We start from the raw sequence: 18,775 nt of genomic DNA, 5'->3' as shown, positions 1-18,775 counted from the left end.
GCCGTTGCAAAGCGCTATGTTTTTAGTAGCTGCTTGCGCAATAAAATAGAGGGCTAGAGCCCGATTTGATACTGATTTGACTTAGAAGTACGAGAACACCATGTTAGACATCACCCTGCTGCGCAAAGACCTGGATTCGGTGGTCGCCCGTTTGCAAACCCGCAAAAACCCGCAAGCCTTCCTGAACGTGGATGCCTTCAAGGCGCTGGAATCCGAGCGCAAGACCATCCAGATGCGTACCGAGGAAATGCAGGCCAAGCGCAACACGGTCAGCAAACAGATCGGCATGCTCAAAGGCAAGGGCCAGCACGCCGAGGCCGACGCTGCCATGGCTGAAGTGGGCAGCTTGAAGGCCGAACTGGACGCCTCCGCCACCCGCCTGGATGCCATCCAGGCCGAGATGCAAACCATGCTGGAGGCGGTGCCCAACCTGCCGCACGAGAGCGTGCCCGTGGGTGAAGACGAACACGGCAATGTGGTGGTGCGCAGCTGGAGTCCTGACGGTAAGGGACCCAAGACCTATGACTTTGAAGTCAAGGACCATGTGGACTTGGGCTCCCCTCTGGGCCTGGATTTTGAGATGGGCGTCAAGCTCACTGGCTCGCGCTTTACTGTGATGAAGGGCCCTATCGCCCGCCTGCACCGCGCACTCGCCCAGTTCATGCTGGACGTGCAGACCGAAGAACACGGCTACACCGAGTGCTACACGCCCTACATCGTCAACGGCGACAGCCTGCGCGGCACCGGCCAGTTGCCCAAGTTTGAGGAAGACCTGTTCGCCGCGAAAAAGGGTGGCCAGGACGGTGGTGACGACAACACCGCGCTGTACCTGATTCCCACCAGCGAAGTGCCGCTGACCAACTTTGTGCGTGACGTGGTGTCGGCCGAGTCCGACCTGCCCATCAAGCTGACCGCGCACACCCCCTGCTTCCGGTCCGAGGCCGGCAGCGCCGGGCGCGATACGCGTGGCCTGATCCGCCAGCACCAGTTCGACAAGGTGGAGATGGTGCAGATCGTGCACCCCGAGAAGAGCTATGAAGCGCTGGAGGCGATGACCGGCCACGCCGAAGCCATTTTGCAAAAGCTGGGCTTGCCCTACCGCGTGATGAGCCTGTGCACCGGTGACATGGGCTTTGGCGCCACCAAGACCTACGACCTGGAGGTCTGGCTGCCCGCGCAGAACACCTACCGCGAAATCAGCTCGGTCTCCAACTGCGAAGCCTTCCAGGCGCGCCGCCTGCAGGCCCGCTTCAAAAATGCCCAGGGCAAAAATGAACTGGTGCACACCTTGAACGGCTCCGGCCTGGCCGTGGGCCGCGCGCTGGTGGCGGTGCTGGAGAACCACCAGAACGCCGACGGCAGCATTACTGTGCCGGAAGTGCTGCGGCCCTACCTGGGCGGAAAAGCGGTGCTGAAGGCCTGATAGAATCTCGGATTCGTTTCGACCGACACGAATCAGGAGAAGTGGCAGAGTGGTCGAATGTACCTGACTCGAAATCAGGCGTGTCGCAAGGCACCGAGGGTTCGAATCCCTCCTTCTCCTCCACATACAAAAGCCTGCATCGCACAACGATGCAGGCTTTTTTGTTGGGGCGCCACGCCCCGGTGGGCGCTGTCATGTGGCTGCAATCTGTTTGTCGCATAGTGGCGGGCTGTCTCCAGTGTTTAAGGTGTTTTTCATGGTGAAGATTCACACAATGTCCCGTCGCGCAGCGGCTGCGGCCCTACTGACAAGCATTTTTTGGGGCCCGGCAGCGTGGGCGCAAAACGGCAGCACCGGCTTCCCCGACAAGCCGGTCCGGATCGTGGTGCCTTTTGCACCCGGTGCCGGTACCGACGCCATGGGCCGCCTGATGGCGCAAAAGCTGGGTGAGGTGATGGGTGGAAGCTTTGTGGTGGAGAACCGCACCGGCGCCTCCGGTGCCATTGGCACGCAGTACGTGGCGCAACAAGCGGCCGATGGCTACACCCTGCTGCTGGTGGCATCGCCCTTCACCACGGTCGCGGCGTCCTTGCCCAACGCGGGCTACGACCCGGTCAAGAGTTTTACGCCCGTGGGCATGATTGCCAGCGGTCCCCTGGTCTGGGCCACCAACCACCAGACCGGCATCAGCACCATGCAGGAGCTGGTGGCCTATGCCAAGCAAAAACCAGGTGTGCTGAACTACGGCTCGGCCGGTGCGGGGGGGGTGAACCACCTGGTGCTGGAGCTGCTCAAGGCCAAGACCGGCACCTTCATCACCCACATTCCCTACCGCGGCGTGGCACCTGCGGCCCTGGACATGGTCTCGGGCCAGGTGCAACTGGTGACCGGTACCATCCCGGCGCTGTTGCCTTTGGTGAAAGACGGGCGCATCAAGCCTCTGGCGGTGACCAGTGCCAAGCGCTCCAGCGCCATGCCCGATGTACCGAGCATGGCTGAAGCCGGCTTCAAGGGCTTTGACGTGCTGAACTACTTTGCGTTGGCCGCTCCCGCCGGTACACCGGCAGCGGTCATCGACAAGCTGAACACGGCCTTGAACAAGGTGGTGCAACTGCCGGAGGTACAGGCCCGCTTCAAGCTCGATGCGGTGGAAGCCACGCCGGGCACGCCTCTGGCGCAGGCGAAGTTCATCGAGGCCGACTACCGCGCCTGGCGCGACGTGGTCCAGACGCAGAACCTGAAGATCGAATAAGCCGTTATTTGCGGCCCCTGTTGCCCCCTTTGCCGGCTGGTCGGCCAGGGGCTTGCGTGGAACAATGGCCCCATGCGCACTTCCATTGCCTCGTTCCTGCTGCTGGTCTGCAGCGCTTGGGCGCCTTGGGCCCTAGCCCAGTTGCCTGCACGGGACCTGACCGTGGAGCTGCGCCAGATTGAAGAAGGCCGCGACGATGGCAGCAGCTACCGCGCGGGTGCCGCAAACAGCGCACAGTCGTTTCAGCCCCAAAAGGTGCAGGTGCGCAACGGCCAGAAGGCACAGCTGCGCATGCATCTCTCGGTCCCCATGCAGTGGGTGGAGGCCGTGCAGGCCGCATCGGCCAACAGCGGGGCTGGGGTCAAAAATGCGCTGCAGTGGTTTGAGGCCGGGCAAAGCATGGCGGTCACCCCACGCTGGCCGGGGGGCAACCGCGCTGCCACGGTGGAGCTGGAGGTGCAACAAGCCGCCCTGGTCACGCGCCACAACGCTGACATGCCCAGCCAAAGCCGCAGCCAGTTCAGCACTACGGTGACCGCGCCGCTGGCGCAGTGGGTCACCATTGCCGCGACGGGCCCTGCACCCACCCGCCAAGGCAGCTACAGCAGTGCGGGCGGCAGCGAGGTGCGACGCCTCTTGCAGATCCGAGTGCTGGTGCCCTAGCCGAATGCCGTGTTTTGAGGCAATTTTGGCCTCTAGCCCGCATGGAATATGCGCGAGCAGCTACTAATTTAATAGCGTTATTTGGCGTCTGCCACTTCGGCTAGCGCAGTCAGTGCCTGTACGGCGCGGGTCTGGGCCTCGCTGCCCAGCGTCTCCAGCTGGGCCTGCAGTGCCGCAATGCCTGCAGCGCCTTCGCGTTGCAGCTGCGCAATCGCCTGGCCCGCAACCTTGGGCGACTCAAAGCCTTTGCTTTGCAGCAGCACGGCGCCGGCCGTGTCCACCAGCTTGAAGTAGAACAGGCCGTCTTTCTCGCGGTATTGCTTGAAGGCGGCGAGGGTGGCCTTGCTGCTCTTGTCGCTTTTGGTTTGCACCGCACTGCCCAGGCCACGCAGGCCGACGGCGCTGCGCAGTTGGGCCATGAAAGGCGTCGCAATTGCGCGGGCTTTTTTGGCGCCGGCCAGCAGCAGGGCCTCCACCTTTTCGGGGTGGGCCATGTAGTCCTCGTAGGCGGCGCGCATGGGCGCGATTTCCTGGTCGATTCGCTCGAACAGAAGGGCCTTGGCATCGCCCCAGGCAATGCCATCGGCATAGGCCTGGCGCAGCGTGGCGGTCTCTTCTTCGGACGCAAAGGCCTGGTAAATCTGGAACAGGGCCGAGCCTTCGGTGTCCTTGGGCTCCCCAGGTGCGCGCGAATCGGTCTTGATGCCGGCAATCAGCTTCTTGAGCTGTTCACGGCTGCTGAACAGCGGAATCGTGTTGTCGTAGCTCTTGCTCATCTTGCGGCCGTCCAGGCCGGGCAGGGTGGCCACGGACTCTTCAATCTCGGCCTGCGGTGGCACAAAGTGCTCGCCATAGCGGTGGTTGAAGCTGGCCGCCATGTCGCGTGCCATTTCAATGTGCTGGATCTGGTCGCGCCCCACGGGCACCTTGTGCGCGTTGAACATCAGAATGTCCGCGCCCATGAGCACCGGGTACATGAAGAGGCCCGCCGTCACATCGGCATCCGGGTCCACACCGGCCGCAGTGTTCTTGTCCACCGAGGCCTTGTAGGCGTGCGCACGGTTGAGCACGCCCTTGCCGGTTACGCAGGTCAGAAACCAGGTGAGTTCGGGAATCTCGGGCACGTCGCTCTGGCGGTAGAAGGTCACATGCGACGGGTCCAGCCCTGCGGCCAGCCAGCTCGCCGCAATCTCCAGCGTGGAGCGCTGGATGCGCGCAGGCTCGTCGATCTTGATGAGCGCGTGGTAGTCCGCCAGAAAGTAAAAACTCTCCACGCCCGGCGTCAGGCTGGCGCGCACGGCGGGGCGGATGGAGCCCACGTAATTGCCCAGGTGGGGCGTGCCGGAGGTGGTGATGCCGGTGAGGAAGCGAACAGTGCTCATGGAAACAATCGGTCAGACAAAACAGTAAATAGTCAACGGGTCAGCATGGACAGTGGTGTGAGCACCAGGTCCAAAAAGCCAAAGGTGAGGGACATGACGGGTTGCATCCACACGGCGCTAAGCACACCGGCAATCACCAGCGCCATGACGATGAAGAAACCCCAGGGCTCAATGCGCGACACGGCCATGGCCTGCTTGAGAGGCAGCAGCCCCACCAGAATGCGGCCGCCATCCAGCGGGGGCAGCGGGAACAGGTTGAAGGCGAACATCACCACATTGACCAAAACACCGCCCTGGCACATTTTCAGGAAGAAGGGTTCGCTCACCCCCGCACCTTGCAGCAGGTACAAAGCCACGCCCCAAGCCAGAGCCATCAGCAGGTTGGCGCCCGGGCCCGCCAGGGCGACCCAGACCATGTCGCGCTTGGGATTGCGCAAGTTGCCAAAGCGCACCGGCACCGGTTTGGCATAGCCAAACAGAAAGGCGCCGGAAGTGGCGAAGTACAGCAGCAGCGGCATCAGGAGGGTGCCCACCGGGTCAATGTGTTTGGCCGGGTTGAGTGTGATGCGGCCCAGGGCCCAGGCGGTCTTATCGCCGAAATGCAGGGCCGCGTAGCCGTGGGCGGCCTCGTGCACCGTGATGGCAAACAGCACGGGCAGGGCATAAATGGCAACGGTTTGGATCAGGTGTGCAAAGTCCACAGGGCAATTGTCTCAGAGTGAAATGGGGGCAAAACGTGGGGAGCGCGGCTGGGCTAGAGCCCGATGGCGGCCAGCTCGCCGCCCCCTTGGCGGATCACCTCGGGCGTGTCACCCGTCAGGTCGATCACCGTGGTGGGTTCTGCTGCGCAGGCGCCCGCGTCGATCACGGCGGCGATCTGGTGCTCGTAGCGCTCGCGGATGTCCTGTGCTTCGTTGAGCGGTTCCACGTCCCCCTTCGCGATCAACGTAGTCGCCAGGAGTGCCGAGCCGTGGAGGGCCAGCAGCTCTTGCAGTGCCTTGTGCTCGGGTACGCGCAGGCCGATGGTCTTGCGCGAGGGGTGGCTCACGCGACGTGGCACTTCCTTGCTGGCTTCCAGGATGAAGGTGTAAGCGCCGGGTGTGGCGGCCTTGAGCAAGCGGTACTGCGCGTTGTCCACGCGCGCGTAGCTGGCCAGTTCGCTCAGGTCGCGGCACAGCAGGGTCAGGTGGTGTTTGTCGTCCACCCCGCGGATGCTGCGCAGCTTGTCGGCGGCGGCCTTGTCGTCCAGGTGGCAGACCAGGGCGTAGCTGGAGTCTGTTGGAACGGCCAGGATGCCGCCTTTTTCAAGCAGACCTACGGCCTGCTTGAGCAGGCGGGGTTGGGGGTTGTCGGGGTGAACTTCGAAATACTGCGCCATGGCATGGCAAACGCTTGCGCGCTTGTCCTCTTGTTTTTATTGAATACGGGAGCTCAACAACTCCCACACGGGGGTCAGGCCACTGGGCAGCGTGGGCAGGGTGCCCAGCTCCGTGTGGCTTTCATCAGGGCTGTGGAAATCGCTGCCGCGCGAGGCGGCCAGGCCAAATTCCCTGGCGGTTTCGGCGTAGATCTGGTACTCGGGCACCGAGTGGCTGCCGGTCACCACTTCCACACCCTGGCCGCCGTAGCCCTTGAATTCAGTGAACAGCGCGAACTCCTCGTTGGGTGTGAACTTGTAGCGCGCCGGGTGGGCAATGATGGACATACCGCCAGCCTGGGTGATCCAGGTGACCGCGTCCTTGAGCGTGGCCCAGCGGTGCGGCACAAAGCCGGGCTTGCCCTCGGTCAGGTACTTGCGGAACACCTCGTTGGTTTCCCGGCAGACGCCGCTTTCCACCAGAAAGCGCGCAAAGTGGGTGCGCGAAATCAGCTCGGGGTTGCCGACAAACTTCAGTGCACCTTCATAGGCACCCTGGATGCCCGCCTTGGCGAGCCCGTCCGACATTTCCATGGCGCGCTCTTTGCGGCCACCACGGGTTTGGCGCAAGCCCTGGCGCAGGGCCTCGTTGTCGGCGTCAAAACCCAGACCGACGATGTGTACGGTCTGGTTCAAAAAGGTGATGGAAATCTCCACGCCGGTGAGGTACTGCATGCCCTCGGCACGGGCCGCATCACGCGCGCGCTGCAGACCGCCCACTTCGTCGTGGTCGGTCAGCGCCCACAGTTCCACACCATTGCCTTTGGCGCGCGCGGCCAGGGCTTCGGGGGTCAGGGTGCCATCGGACACCACAGAGTGGCAATGGAGGTCGGCGTTGAGTTGGATAGTCACCGAACCATTTTAGGCCCAGGCATTAAAAGGCAGGCGCCGCGGTGTATTCGTGCACCGCGCCCGTCATCGGGTGCGGAAAACTCAGCAGGCCCGAGTGCAACAGCAACCGGTTGGCCTGGGCTTGCACCTCGGGCGGCGCATACAGGGTGTCGCCCACCATGGGGTGGCCGATGGCCTGCATGTGCACACGCAATTGGTGCGTGCGCCCGGTCACCGGCTCCAGTTCCACGCGGGAGGTGTGGGCCACGGTGTCCACCGCCGTGCAGCGCCAGCGGGTGAGCGCGCTTTGGCCTTCCGCGAAATTGATGGTGCGCTTGGGCCGGTTGGGCCAGTCCACCAGCATGGGCAGGTCAATCTCGTGCCACTGGCTGTCCACAGTCAGCAGGCCGCTTACCACCGCCGTGTAGCGCTTGTCCACGCGGCGCTGTTCAAATGCCAGGTTGAGCACGCGCTGGGCCGGCAGGCCGCGCGCCATCACCACCAGGCCTGAGGTGTCGCGGTCCAGCCGGTGCACGATGAGTGCGTCGGGGTAGTGCGCCTGCACACGTTTGCTCAGGCAGTCTGCCTTGTCCGGGCCGCGGCCTGGCACGGTCAGCAGGCCCGAGGGTTTGTTGAGTACCACGATGGCGTCGTCAGCAAACACCACGTCCAAGGGCAGGGTAGCGAAATCTTCAGTGGGGAGCATCGGGGGGGGCTATCAGGCGCTGTACGGTTTCACACAGCTCGTTCACATCATTGGGTTTGTAAATCAGCGCGTTGGCGCCTTCTTGCAGCGCGCGTTGCTCAATCTCCGGCGTGACATAGCCCGAGGCCAGGGCCACTGGCAGGTCGGCCCGCAGCGCTTTGGCCTCACGCAGCAGGTCCACACCGCTGAAGCCCGGCATGTTGTAGTCGGTGACCAGCAGGTCGTAGTGGGCCGCATTGGTCTTGAGTGCGGCCAGGGCTTCGTGCGGATCGGTAAAGGCGGTCACGGCAAAGCCTTTGCGCGTGAGCACGCGCGATACCAGGAATACCAGGGCCTGGTCATCGTCCACATACATCACACGGCGGCCGCTGCCCCTGACTTCCTGCACGGGTTCGGGCTCTGCGACGTCCAGCGGCATTTGCTCCGTGGCAGGAAAGTACAGGGTGAACACACTGCCATGCCCCAGTTCACTGTGCACGTCGATGGCGCCCAGATGGGTTTGCATGATGCCGTGCACCACCGACAAACCCAAGCCCGTGCCTTGGCCGACCTGGCGCGTGGTGAAGAAGGGCTCGAAGATGCGCTGCATTGTGGCCTCGGACATGCCGCCACCGGTGTCGCGCACCCGTACGGTCACGTAGTGCCCCTCGGGGAGGCCAAGGCGGTTGCTGAAGGGCAGTTCGATCTCGATCTGGCTGAGCTCAATGGTGACCGAGCCCTTGGCATTGCCAATGGCCAGAATGCCGTTGGTGCAGAGGTTGAGCAGGGCTTGCTCCACTTGCGTGACGTCGGCCAGCACCGATGGCAGGTTGTCCGGAAGCATGAGCTGCAATTCCACCGCCGGGGGCAGAGCCACCTTCACCAGACGCGCGGTTTCCTGTACCACCTCGGCCAGCTGCAGCGGGGTGCGCTTGGGGGGCTCGTTGCGGCTGAAGGTCAGGATTTGCCGCACCAGGTCGCGCGCGCGGCGACCGGCCTTGTCAATTTCCTGCAGGCTCACCAGGGAGGCCGCGTCGGGTGCGGTGTCTTGCTTGGCCAACTCCACATTGCCCAGGATCGCGCTCAGGATGTTGTTGAAGTCGTGCGCTATGCCACCCGCCATGGTGCCCATGGCCTGCATTTTTTGCGATTCGCGCAGCTGGGTTTCCAGGGCGGTGCGCTGGGCTTCTGCGAGTTTTTTTGCGGTCAGGTCGCGCGCAAAAATGGTGGTGATGGCGCCATGCGCGCTGTGTTGGCCTCGGTGTGCAGTGGGGTCACTGTCCAGCGAGCGCAGGGGCGCACGGGTGCGCAGGCGCCGTTCCAGCGAGACGCTGATTTCGACGTAAATCTTCCTGCCACTCAGCGTGGTGGCGGTGAACTCCCCCAGCATGGCCTGCGCGGGAACGCTGCCGTTTGCCAAGGCATATTCCACGTCAGGCAAAAAACGGCCCAGTCGGGCACCAAAAGCCTGGTCGGCCGGGCATTCAAACAGCGCCGTCGCAGCCGGGTTGAAGACCGTGATGCATTGTTTCTCGTCGATGCACAAGATCGCATCGAGCGAGGAGTTGATGATGGCCGCCATGCGGTTTTCGCTGAGCAGCAAGTCTTCGTTGCGCTGGCGCAGCACGGTCGCACTTTCCTGCAGGGCTTGGCGTTCTGCCAGCAAAGGGCCCTGGTCGATGATGGCGCAGATGAAGTGCGCCAGCTCGTCCAGCGGGTTCTCAATACGTGCAATGTGCAGGTCACCAGTGAACTTGCCGCGTGAGCCCGCCAGGAACTCCACCTCATGGACCTCGCTGGTACCGTCCTGCTTGGCGCTGGAAAAGGCCACCGCCACTTCGTCTGCATGGTCCGGCCCCACAAAGGGCAGCAAAAAATTCAGCGGTGCATCACTCTCCAGTGGCTGGAACAGGCGCAGTGCCATGGCATTGCTGGCCAGCACCAGGCCCTCTTCGTCCACCACCATCAGCGCCAGGGGGACATTGGAGAACAGGGTGGCAAAGCGCTCCGAGGCGCCTTCGGCCTCCTGCTGCGAGTAACGCAAGGCCTTGTTCTGGATTTCCAGTTCGGCCTGGTACTTGCGCAGGTCTTCAATCATCTGCGACGGGGCGTAGCCGTCGATGATCATGTGCTGCCCGGCACGCCCCTGGCGTGTGGGCACGGAGGCTTGGCGCGAGGAGGGTAGTTTGGCTTTGCGGCGTGAGAGTTGTGCCATTTACCGTCGCACGACGCTGTTGCCAGGCGCGTAGGCCTGGGACTTGAGGGGGCTGTTGGCCGCGATGTAGGCGCGCAGCACATCGGCATCCACAAAGCCGGTGTCCACATAGCCGGGGTGGGTGCTCAGCTTGGGGTAACCATCGCCACCTGCGGCCACAAAGTTGTTGATCGCCATGCGGTAGGTCTTGGTGGGGTCGATGGCATGGCCGGCCACCTGGGCGCTTTGCACCTTGCCGCCCTCAATCACCAGTTGTACCCCGGCAAACTGTGCAAAGGCGCCCGAGCCCGGGGTCATCTTGGCGGCGGCGTTCAGGTAGTCCAGCACTTCCTTGCCGGTCAGGGTCACCACCGCCACGGTGTTGCCAAAGGGGTGCACCGTCAGCACATCCTTGTAGGTGAGCTTGCCTGCGGGCAGCGAGTCGCGCACCCCGCCTGCATTGACGATGGCGAAGTCGGCCTTGGTCTTGTCCATCATGGACTGGCCAATCATCACGCCCAGTGCGGTGGGCTGGCTGCGCACCACGCTGCGGTCGCCTTCGAGTTTGCCATCGCTGCTGCCCACTTCCACCAGCAGCTTTTGCTGGCCAAAGTCCTGGAAGGGTTTGAGCAGCTGCAGCATCTCGGGTGACTCTGCAATCTCGGCGGTGTAAGGTTGCATCACCGTCTTGCCGTCCGTGGTCTTCACGGGCTTCTTGAGGTTGATGGGAATCAGGGAGTACTTCACCAGCTTGAATTCGCCGTTGCGGTAGCTGAAGTCGGCGCGGCCCACGTACTTGCCCCACTCGTGCGCCTGCACGATCCAGGTGCCGTTCTGGCGGTCGGGCTGGCAGGCGGCACCAGGCACGTAGGCACGGTCCGCCACGTTCTCGGCCTTCATGCACACCGGGTTCTGGGAGTGGCCGCCCACAATCATGTCCAGCCCTTTGACGGCCCGGGCCAACTCCACATCGCCAGGAGCCTGCACGCCGTGTTTGCCGTCTTCGTAGTGGCCCATGTGGGTGGCGGCAATCACCACGTCGGCTTTCTGGCGCAGTTCGGGCAGTACCTTGGCGGTCTCCGTTTGCACATTGGCAAAGGTGACGCCGCGCACATTGTCCGGGTGCACCATCTTCTGCGTGTCTTCGGTGGTCAGGCCCATCACGCCCACGCGCACGCCACCCAGGTTGAACACCTTGTAGGGCGCAAACAGGCGGTTGCCGTCTTTGTAGATGTTGGCCGACAGCATGGGAAAGGTCGCCAGGTCGCGTTGCATCTGCAACACCACAGGCGGCTTGTCGAATTCGTGGTTGCCCACGGCCATGGCGTCATAACCCAGCAGGTTCATGCCTCGGAAATCGGGTACAGCGTCCTGCAGGTCGGACTCGGGCACGCCGGTGTTCACGTCGCCGCCGTCCAGCAGCAGGCTGTAGCCACCCGCGGCCTTGACTTCCTGGCGGATCTGGTCGACCACGGTTTTGCGGGCGGCCATGCCGTACTCGCCATCGCGGTTCTTCCAGAAACGGCCGTGGTGGTCGTTGGTGTGCAGGATGGTGATGGCGTAGGTCTTGTCCTTGTCCGGGCCAGGGCCACCCCATTGTGCGCAGCCTGCGAGGGCCAGTACGGAGACACTGAGAAGAAGGTGAGAGGTACGCATGGTGGTGGTTCCGGGGGCTTTACGGGGCTTGGAGATTGCGAAACTTGTTTATATCAAACTCGCTCAGGGCCGGGGCCTGGTTGCCCCAGGCACTGCGGATGTAGCTGAGCACGGCGGCCAGCTCGGCGTCGTTGAGTACCAACTGAAACGGCGGCATGCCATGGGGCTGAGGGCGGCCCTGGGTGGACGGGCCGTAGCCACCCTGCAGCACACTGAGCACCAGGTTGTTGCTGGGTGTCATTTGCACCGCACGGTTGCCCGCCAAGGCGGGATAGGCATTTGCCTGGCCCTCACCCTGTTTGCCGTGGCATTGGGCGCACTGCGCCTCGTAGAGGCGTGCGCCCAGCGGCTGGTTGGCGGGCGTGACCGGGTCGGTGTGCACCTGGCGGGCGGGCGCAGCGGGCAGTTGGGCCAGATAGCGGGCCATGGCCTGGGCATCGGTCGCCTGCAGGTACTGTGTGCTGTGGTGCACCACCTCGGCCATGGGGCCGCTGGTGCTGGCGTGGCGGTTGGTGCCGGTGGTGAGCAGGGCCACGGTGTCCTCCAGCGTCCAGGCGGCGACGCTGCCCTGCTCAGCCGTGCGCAGCGAGGGGGCGTACCACAGGCTCTGCGGCAGCGTGGCGCCCGACAGCGTCTGCTGCAGGTCGGGCGCCCCCCACACATTGCGCCCGCCATGGCATTCATTGCAATGCCCCAGGCCATTGACCAGGTAAGCCCCGCGCAGCACAGCATCCCCACGCGCTGGGGCGGTGGCGACTGCCTGCGCAGGCGCGAAGTTCAGCACGCGCCACACCGCCAGTGCCCACTGGCTGCTGTAGGGCCAGCGAAGAGCGTGGGGCAGGTTGGGCTGGTCTGCCGCGGGCAGGGTGTGCAAAAAAGCCAGCAAGGCATCACTGTCGTCGCGCGCCAGTTGGGTAAAGCTGGTGTAGGGGAAGGCGGGGTAGAGCAGGTGGCCGTCACGTGAGCGGCCCAGGTGCATGGCCTGCCAGAAGTCGTCAGCCGACCAGCGGCCCAGGCCGTGTTCGGGGTGCGGGGTCAGGTTGCTGGTGTAGACCGTGCCAAATGGTGTGGGAATGCCTTTGCCACCCGCATAACTCGCACCGCCTGGTGCGCTGTGGCACAAGGCACAGTTGCCCACACGGGCCAGGTAGGCCCCGCGCTGCACCTGCTCCATGGACGGTGCGGCCGCGGCAGGGGTGGCTGCGTTGTGGCCTGGGGAGCGCAGTTCACGCAACACCAGTGCGGCCAGCAACAAGGCCGCTGCCAGTGGCAGGCCCAGCAAGACCCACCACAGGCGACGCCAAAGCGGAGTCCGTGCGCGCATATCAGGGGGCACTGCCGCAGGTGGGCAGCGTCAAGGCACCCGCCACGGCGCTGGGGCGCTGGGTGGCTGGCTTGGTGGAGCTGGGCAGGGCTTGGGACGAGAGCCACTGGCTGGCGGCATTCACATCGTCCGTACTGAGCTTGCGCGCTATGGCGGCCATGCAGTCGGGCGCATGGGCTTTGCGCTGGCCGGTTTGCCAGCCGCCCAGTTGGGCGTTGAGGTAGTCGCGTGGCAAGCCCAGCAGGCCTGGGGTGTGGGGCTGCACACCGGTCAGCGCGGTGCCGTGGCACGCCACACAGGCCGGGATTCCCAGCGCCTTGTCGCCATGCATCACCAGGGCTTTGCCACGCTCCAGCACGGCTGAGGGGGCGCTGCTGCGGGCAGGGGGCGGGTAGGGCAGGTCCAGCTCCGAAAAATAGGTGGCCATGTCGCGCAGGTAGCCAGGGCCCAGCGGCGCCAGCAAGCCCGCCATCAGCGTGTAGTGGCGGCGGCCTTCCTGGAAGTTGCGCAGTTGGTTGTAGAGGTAGCCCGCAGGCTTGCCGGCCAGGCGCGGGTAGTAGCCATCCGGCCCGGCTTTGCCTTGCGTGCCGTGGCAGGCGGTGCAGGCAGCGGTGCGCTCGGCCATAGGGTGAAGGGGCTCGGCTGCTTCGGCGCGTGCCGGGGCCAGCCACAGTGCCATGGCCGCCAGCCCGGCGGCACACTGGCCGCGACGTGACAAAAAGAATCTCCGAGCATGCATGCTGCGAGCTTACCGCAGCAGGTGTGAGCAGCCTTTAGCTGGCGTCGGCCCACACCACGGGCTGGCCCTGCGCCAGCCAGTGGCCAAAGCGCGGGGCATAGACCTCTTCCACCATGTTGCGTTTGACCTTGAGCGTGGGCGTGACAAAACCGTTCTCCGGCGTCCAGACGGTGGTCACGGCGACCAGGCAGTCCAGCTTTTCGTGTGGTTCCAATTTGGCGTTCACGGCCTGCAGGTGCAGTTGCAGCGAGGTGTTCAGGGTCTGGCGGTCCTCGCTGTTTTGGCTGCGCGCAATGGCATCTGGCGACAGCATCACCAGCGCCAGTGGTTGGGCCAGGTTGGCGCCTGTCACGGCGCAGGCCTCGATGTCGGGGTGCATCACCAGTCGGTCCTCAATCGGGGCGGGGGCCACGTACTTGCCCTTGCTGGTTTTGAACATGTCTTTTACGCGGCCGGTGATGCTCAAAAAGCCCTGCGCGTCGATTTGGCCCTTGTCTCCGGTGCGCAACCAGCCATCCGGTGTGAGGGCTGCAGCGGTCTGCGCCTCCTCGCGGTAGTAACCTTTCATGAGGGCCGTGCAGCGCATCTGGATCTCGCCGGTCTCTGCGTCCACACGGCTTTCCACGCCCGCGTAGGGCAGGCCCACCGAGCCCGTCTGGCGCGAGCCTGGCAGGGTGGAGTGGGACACACCGCTGTTCTCGGTCATGCCGTAGACCTCGATCAAATCCAGGCCCAGCTTGCGGTACCACTGCAGCACATCCGCCGGCATGGGCGCGGCACCGCCGGCGGCAATGCGGCACTGGTCCAGGCCCAAGCCCTTGAGAATCTTTTTCCGCACCAGGCTGCCAATCAGCGGCAGGCCCAACAGGCGCTGGAGTTTGGGTGCCGGAATCTTGCCGTGGATGCCTTGCTGGAACTTGACCCACAGGCGTGGCACCGAGAAAAAGATGGTGGGCCGCGCGCGTTGCAGGTCCTGCAAGAAGGTGTCCAGCGACTCGGCAAAAAAGATGCGCCCGCCGTAGCGCAACGAGGCCTGTTCCACCAGCATACGCTCGGCCACATGGGCCAGCGGCAGGTAGGAGATGTAGCGATCATTCACATCCATGCGCACGCGCTGCGTAGCGCTGGAGACTCCCCAGGCCATGGTGTTGAAGGTGTGGACGACCCCTTTGGGTTGTCCGGTGGTGCCCGAGGTGTAGATGATGGTGCTGATCTGGTCCCCGTCAGCCACCGGCTCGCCGCCCAGAGGGCTATGGGCCTTGACCACATCTGCCCACTGCAGCGCTGGCAGCGTGGGGGCCAGCGGCAAAGCCACCAGCGGCAGACCGGCGGGTACGCCGTTGTGGAGGTTGGTAATGTCGTCCATCTTGCCCACAAACAGGGCCTTGGCCTCGCTGTGCGCCAGGATGTAGGCCAGCGCTTCGGCATTGAAGGTGGGGTAGATCGGCACTGATACATGCCCCGCCATCACGATGGCCAGGTCCGCCAGGATCCAGTGCGCGCTGTTTTTGCCGATGATGGCCACGCGGCTGCCCTGTGGCCAGCCCTGGGATTGCAGCCAAGCCGCCATGCTGCGCACTTGCCGGGCGGCCTGGGCCCAGGTGATGTCCAGCACCACACCGCCACCGGTGGGCTGGGTCAGGTAGACCTGCGGGCCGCGCTCCTTTTCCCAGCGGTACAGGCATTGCAGAGGCAAATCGCCGGGCGAGACGGTGATGGTGGTCATGGACGCTTCCCTGTGGTTGGAGCGGCCATTCTTGGGGCCTGTATCTCCTGCGGCAATGGTGTTGACCCTAGGTGACGTGGCACGGCGAACTTGGCGTTTCTACGGTGTGGGCGCGGGCCAGGCCATGGGTTGGTCCACCACCAGGTCGCTGCGGGCCTGGGCCACGCAGGGCAGAAACCAGCCCTCGGCCTGCTCCTCCGTACTCACGCCCGGCCAGGCCATGGGGTAGGCCACCGTGCCCTGCACCAGCCGACAAAGACAGGTGCGACAGGTGCCGTTGCGGCACGAACTCTCCAGCTCCACGCCGGCCGCCAAGGCCGCCTGCAGCACGCTCTGCGCAGACGTCGCCGCAAACACCCAGCCGTCGGGCGCAATGCGCACCTGAAACGCGGTGAGTGGGGGTGTCGGATCGGCGGCAGATCTGGGGTTGGAATCGGGCATCAAAGTGGGGGCTAGGGAGGGTTTCTACGAATGCTGCGACAATCACGCTCTTTTTTTCAATTTTGCGTGAGTTTGCGTTTAGACATGTCCGATACGACCACCTACAAGGTTCGCCCCGCCACACTGCGCGATGCCAAAGCCATCGCTGAGCTCCACAACTCTACCGTGCGCGAAGCCTTCAAAAGCATGCTGGCCGACACCCCCATCCCCACCACACCCCTGGACAAGCGCCAGGCTTACTGGCGCGAAGCGATCGAATACGCCGAACCCCAGGTGCAAGTGGCGCTGGACGACGACAAGATCGTTGGGTTTGTTGGCTTTGACCGTTCGCGCGACAAAGGTACTCCCCCCACCATGGGCGAGATCTGGGCCATTTACGTGAGCCCCAGCCACTGGGACAAGGGCGTAGGCCTGGCCCTGTGGGACGCGGCTCGCGAAGGTCTGCAGGACGAAGGCTGCACCCACGTCAGCGTGTGGCTGCCGATTGCCAACGAGCGGGCCATGCGTTTCCATGAGCTGGCCGGCTTCAAGCGCGAAATGTCCAGCGCCAAGACGGTGCCTATCGGCACCGTCAAGATCGAGGAAATCCGCCTCAAGCGCCCACTGAATTAAGGCTCCCACGATCCACCGCTGCGCGGGTCGCTGCCCCCCAGGGGGGCTAATTCGCCTTGGGGCGGCCCGGCGGCAAATTGCCTTTCATCCTCCTGAGCCTCGGTCTGCTACTGCAGGCGTTTGACGACCACGCTGCCAATCGAATATCCCGCACCGAACGAGCAAATCACCCCCACTTCACCCGCCGCAATGTCGGCGTGGTGGCGGTGGAAGGCAATGATGGAGCCGGCGGATGCGGTATTGGCAAACTCGTCCAGAATGACCGGCGCGTCATCCAGCGTCGCCTCCCGGCCCAGCAGCTTTTTCGCAATCAACTGGTTCATGCCCAGGTTGGCCTGGTGTAGCCAGAAACGGCGCACGTTCTGCGGTGTCAGCTCCAGGCTCTTCAGGTGTTGTTCCATGTGCTCAGCCGCCATGGGGCATACCTCTTTGAACACCTTGCGGCCTTCCTGGCGGAACAGCTGGTCGCGGTCTTCGGGGTTGCGGTCTTCGGCGCGCCACATAAAACCGTGGTTGTTGCGGATGTTGTTGCTGAAGGTGCTCAGCAGTCTGGTGCCCAGCACCTCAAAGGCACCTGCTGGCGCCAGGTCCAGCCGTTCCACGAGGATGGCGGTGCACACATCGCCAAAGATGAAATGGCAGTCCCGGTCTATCCAGGCCTGGTGGGCCGAGGTGATTTCGGGGTTCACCACCAGCACGGCGCGGGCGCTGCCGCAGCGCACCGCGTTCACTGCTTGCTCCAGCGCAAAGGTGGCCGACGAGCAGGCCACATTCATGTCAAAACCATAGCCCTGCACGCCCAGCGCGGTTTGTATTTCCACCGCCATGGCGGGGTAGGGGCGCTGCATATTGGCGGCGGCGCAGATCACACCATCCACATCCGCCGCGGTCTTGCCAGCTGCTGTCAGCGCGTCCTGGCAGGCCTTCACGGCAATCTCGGCCATCAGCGAAATCTCGGTGTCGGGGCGTGGGGTGAAGTGGGGGCGCATGCGCGTGGGGTCCAACACACCGGTCTTTTCCATCACGTAGCGGCGCTGGATGCCGGAGGCCTTCTCAATGAATTCCACGCTGGAGTCGGTGAGCGCCGTGCGAGTGCCGGCTGCAATCGCGTCGGCGTGTTGGGCATTTTGCAGGGCGGCGTAGGCGTTGTAGCTGGCGACCAGCTCGGCATTGGTGATGACGTGGGGCGGGGTGAACAGGCCTGTACTGCTGATGGCGACACGGTGCATGGTGGTCTTCTCTGGCTGGATGGGGGCGGGCAGCTGCCCGGCGACGGGCGGATTATCGCTGCCCGCAGGGCAGTCCCGGGCGTTACAGCGGGCCTGTGCAGCACGGCCGCTTCGTTGTACCCTGCCGCCTGCATTTGCCATCCCGTCTGCAGGAGACCACCATGACCCCTTTCCGTGGCTGGGCCGCCCCCAGCAAGGCTGCCCCGCTGGAGCGCCTGAACTTTGACCCTGGCCCCCTCGACGCGGAGGACGTGGAGATAGCCGTGGAGTATTGCGGCGTCTGCCACTCCGACCTGGCCATGGTGGACAGCGAATGGTTCCCCACCACTTACCCCGTGGTGCCTGGTCATGAGGTGGTGGGCACCATCGTGGCCGTGGGTCCCAACGCCAAGGGCCGCAGCGTGGGCCAGCGTGTGGGGGTGGGTTGGCACAGCAGGAGCTGCCAGCACTGCCAGTTTTGCGTGGGGGGTGAACAACACCTCTGCGGCACCCGCCAGCCCACCATCATCGGCCGCCATGGCGGCTTTGCCGACAAGCTGCGTGCGCACTGGAGCTGGGCCTTGCCCATCCCGGCAGGGCTGGACCCGGCAGCAGCCGGCCCGCTGATGTGTGGCGGCGGCACGGCGTTTCTGCCCTTTGTGATCCACGACATCAAGCCGACCGACCGGGTGGGCGTGGTGGGCATTGGCGGCCTGGGCCACCTCGCCGTCAAGTTTGCCAAGGCCTGGGGTTGCGAGGTCACGGCATTCACCTCCAGCCCGTCCAAGCGCGAGGAGGCGCTGTTGCTGGGCGCGCACCGCACGGTGTCGAGTGTGGATGTGAAGGAACTCAAAGCCCATGCGGGCCAATTGGACTTTTTGCTGGTGACCGTGGGCGCCAGCCTGGAGTGGGACGCGCTGATGGGCACCTTGGCGCCCAAGGGCCGCCTGCACCTGGTGGGCGTGGTGACGGAGGCCATGAAGCTCCGCACCAATGGCCTGCTGTCCTGGCAACGCAGCATCTCTGCGTCACCCACACCATCGCCTGTCACGCTGATGAAGATGATGGAGTTCTGCGCCCGCCACGGCATCGCACCGCAGGTAGAGCACTTTCCCATGTCCCAAGTCAACGAGGCGCTGGAGCACCTGCGCAGCGGCAAGGCACGCTACCGCGTGGTGCTGGATGCCGACTTCGTGTGATTTTTGCTTGAAATAGGCCTTTG

At 64.2% G+C, this 18,775-nt stretch carries 17 protein-coding genes and 1 tRNA gene; 6 read left to right on the top strand and 12 right to left on the bottom strand.

The features are described from left to right. Nucleotides 1-100: 100 nt before the first annotated feature. From serS to AC3WS7_RS15605, 4 genes are all read left to right on the top strand, one after another. Nucleotides 101-1,423 (top strand): serine--tRNA ligase, encoded by a 1,323-nt coding sequence (gene serS / locus AC3WS7_RS15620; RefSeq protein ID WP_296472254.1) that lies wholly within the window; start codon nt 101-103, stop codon nt 1,421-1,423. Between the two features lie 35 nt (nt 1,424-1,458). Then, nucleotides 1,459-1,546: transfer RNA gene (locus tag AC3WS7_RS15615), tRNA-Ser, on the top strand. 151 nt (nt 1,547-1,697) lie between these two features. Next, nucleotides 1,698-2,675: a tripartite tricarboxylate transporter substrate binding protein gene (locus tag AC3WS7_RS15610; protein WP_492656997.1), complete on the top strand. Its 978-nt coding sequence runs from the start codon at nt 1,698-1,700 to the stop codon at nt 2,673-2,675. Between the two features lie 72 nt (nt 2,676-2,747). Beyond that, nucleotides 2,748-3,338, top strand: a complete 591-nt coding sequence (locus AC3WS7_RS15605) for a secretin GspD/PilQ domain-containing protein (RefSeq protein ID WP_492656996.1) — start codon at nt 2,748-2,750, stop codon at nt 3,336-3,338. Between the two features lie 77 nt (nt 3,339-3,415). On the opposite strand, the gene AC3WS7_RS15600 is transcribed toward AC3WS7_RS15605, so the two are convergent. From AC3WS7_RS15600 to AC3WS7_RS15550, 11 genes are all read right to left on the bottom strand, one after another. Then, on the bottom strand, nt 3,416-4,720 hold the full coding sequence (locus AC3WS7_RS15600; protein WP_492656995.1) for a tryptophan--tRNA ligase: 1,305 nt from the start codon (nt 4,718-4,720) through the stop codon (nt 3,416-3,418). Between the two features lie 32 nt (nt 4,721-4,752). After that, nucleotides 4,753-5,421, bottom strand: coding sequence for a site-2 protease family protein (locus tag AC3WS7_RS15595; RefSeq protein WP_296472261.1), 669 nt, complete (start codon nt 5,419-5,421; stop codon nt 4,753-4,755). A 53-nt stretch (nt 5,422-5,474) separates the two neighbouring features. Continuing rightward, entirely contained in the window at nt 5,475-6,098 is a 624-nt protein-coding gene (locus AC3WS7_RS15590; RefSeq protein WP_296472263.1) for an L-threonylcarbamoyladenylate synthase, read from the bottom strand. Between the two features lie 36 nt (nt 6,099-6,134). Beyond that, nucleotides 6,135-6,989, bottom strand: coding sequence for a 3',5'-nucleoside bisphosphate phosphatase (locus tag AC3WS7_RS15585; RefSeq protein ID WP_492656994.1), 855 nt, complete (start codon nt 6,987-6,989; stop codon nt 6,135-6,137). A gap of 22 nt (nt 6,990-7,011) precedes the next feature. Further along, on the bottom strand, nt 7,012-7,674 hold the full coding sequence (locus AC3WS7_RS15580; RefSeq protein WP_492656993.1) for an RluA family pseudouridine synthase: 663 nt from the start codon (nt 7,672-7,674) through the stop codon (nt 7,012-7,014). Continuing rightward, entirely contained in the window at nt 7,661-9,868 is a 2,208-nt protein-coding gene (locus AC3WS7_RS15575) for a hybrid sensor histidine kinase/response regulator (RefSeq protein ID WP_492656992.1), read from the bottom strand. The genes AC3WS7_RS15580 and AC3WS7_RS15575 overlap by 14 nt, the downstream gene beginning before the upstream one ends. Beyond that, nucleotides 9,869-11,503 (bottom strand): bifunctional UDP-sugar hydrolase/5'-nucleotidase UshA, encoded by a 1,635-nt coding sequence (gene ushA / locus AC3WS7_RS15570; protein WP_492656991.1) that lies wholly within the window; start codon nt 11,501-11,503, stop codon nt 9,869-9,871. 19 nt (nt 11,504-11,522) lie between these two features. Further along, nucleotides 11,523-12,827: a c-type cytochrome gene (locus AC3WS7_RS15565; protein ID WP_492656990.1), complete on the bottom strand. Its 1,305-nt coding sequence runs from the start codon at nt 12,825-12,827 to the stop codon at nt 11,523-11,525. Nucleotide 12,828: 1 nt separating this feature from the next. Further along, nucleotides 12,829-13,566 carry a c-type cytochrome gene (locus tag AC3WS7_RS15560; protein ID WP_492656989.1) on the bottom strand — a complete coding sequence of 246 codons (738 nt, stop codon included), beginning with the start codon at nt 13,564-13,566 and terminating at the stop codon, nt 12,829-12,831. Between the two features lie 34 nt (nt 13,567-13,600). Next, complete coding sequence (locus AC3WS7_RS15555) at nt 13,601-15,292, bottom strand: AMP-binding protein (RefSeq protein ID WP_492656988.1); 1,692 nt, start codon at nt 15,290-15,292, stop codon at nt 13,601-13,603. A gap of 99 nt (nt 15,293-15,391) precedes the next feature. Beyond that, nucleotides 15,392-15,733, bottom strand: coding sequence for a 2Fe-2S iron-sulfur cluster-binding protein (locus AC3WS7_RS15550; protein WP_492656987.1), 342 nt, complete (start codon nt 15,731-15,733; stop codon nt 15,392-15,394). An 84-nt stretch (nt 15,734-15,817) separates the two neighbouring features. Between AC3WS7_RS15550 and AC3WS7_RS15545 the strand changes: the two genes are divergently transcribed. Then, a complete protein-coding gene (locus AC3WS7_RS15545) occupies nt 15,818-16,345 on the top strand; it encodes a GNAT family N-acetyltransferase (protein ID WP_094476221.1) in 528 nt (175 codons plus the stop codon). A 107-nt stretch (nt 16,346-16,452) separates the two neighbouring features. Here the strand turns inward: AC3WS7_RS15545 and AC3WS7_RS15540 are convergent, their stop codons facing one another. Then, entirely contained in the window at nt 16,453-17,574 is a 1,122-nt protein-coding gene (locus tag AC3WS7_RS15540) for a beta-ketoacyl-ACP synthase III (RefSeq protein ID WP_296472279.1), read from the bottom strand. 161 nt (nt 17,575-17,735) lie between these two features. On the opposite strand from AC3WS7_RS15540, the gene ahr reads away from it, so the two are divergent. Then, nucleotides 17,736-18,752, top strand: coding sequence for an NADPH-dependent aldehyde reductase Ahr (gene ahr / locus AC3WS7_RS15535; RefSeq protein WP_296472281.1), 1,017 nt, complete (start codon nt 17,736-17,738; stop codon nt 18,750-18,752). Nucleotides 18,753-18,775: the final 23 nt, after the last annotated feature.

This window comes from Rhodoferax sp. EU05-FHT12H12 (genome assembly GCF_058791215.1).
The sequence above is the reverse complement of the archived record's forward strand: the minus strand, read 5'-3'. Positions and strand labels throughout refer to the sequence as shown.

Excerpts from the sequence above, each read along its gene's own strand:
- serS (WP_296472254.1), top strand. The coding sequence starts at position 101 with ATGTTAGACATCACCCTGCTGCGCAAAGACCTGGATTCGGTGGTCGCC.
- AC3WS7_RS15610 (WP_492656997.1), top strand. The coding sequence starts at position 1,698 with ATGTCCCGTCGCGCAGCGGCTGCGGCCCTACTGACAAGCATTTTTTGG.
- AC3WS7_RS15605 (WP_492656996.1), top strand. The coding sequence starts at position 2,748 with ATGCGCACTTCCATTGCCTCGTTCCTGCTGCTGGTCTGCAGCGCTTGG.
- AC3WS7_RS15600 (WP_492656995.1), bottom strand. The coding sequence starts at position 4,720 with ATGAGCACTGTTCGCTTCCTCACCGGCATCACCACCTCCGGCACGCCC.
- AC3WS7_RS15590 (WP_296472263.1), bottom strand. The coding sequence starts at position 6,098 with ATGGCGCAGTATTTCGAAGTTCACCCCGACAACCCCCAACCCCGCCTG.
- AC3WS7_RS15580 (WP_492656993.1), bottom strand. The coding sequence starts at position 7,674 with ATGCTCCCCACTGAAGATTTCGCTACCCTGCCCTTGGACGTGGTGTTT.
- AC3WS7_RS15575 (WP_492656992.1), bottom strand. The coding sequence starts at position 9,868 with ATGGCACAACTCTCACGCCGCAAAGCCAAACTACCCTCCTCGCGCCAA.
- ushA (WP_492656991.1), bottom strand. The coding sequence starts at position 11,503 with ATGCGTACCTCTCACCTTCTTCTCAGTGTCTCCGTACTGGCCCTCGCA.
- AC3WS7_RS15565 (WP_492656990.1), bottom strand. The coding sequence starts at position 12,827 with ATGCGCGCACGGACTCCGCTTTGGCGTCGCCTGTGGTGGGTCTTGCTG.
- AC3WS7_RS15560 (WP_492656989.1), bottom strand. The coding sequence starts at position 13,566 with ATGCATGCTCGGAGATTCTTTTTGTCACGTCGCGGCCAGTGTGCCGCC.
- AC3WS7_RS15555 (WP_492656988.1), bottom strand. The coding sequence starts at position 15,292 with ATGACCACCATCACCGTCTCGCCCGGCGATTTGCCTCTGCAATGCCTG.
- AC3WS7_RS15550 (WP_492656987.1), bottom strand. The coding sequence starts at position 15,733 with ATGCCCGATTCCAACCCCAGATCTGCCGCCGATCCGACACCCCCACTC.
- AC3WS7_RS15545 (WP_094476221.1), top strand. The coding sequence starts at position 15,818 with ATGTCCGATACGACCACCTACAAGGTTCGCCCCGCCACACTGCGCGAT.
- AC3WS7_RS15540 (WP_296472279.1), bottom strand. The coding sequence starts at position 17,574 with ATGCACCGTGTCGCCATCAGCAGTACAGGCCTGTTCACCCCGCCCCAC.
- ahr (WP_296472281.1), top strand. The coding sequence starts at position 17,736 with ATGACCCCTTTCCGTGGCTGGGCCGCCCCCAGCAAGGCTGCCCCGCTG.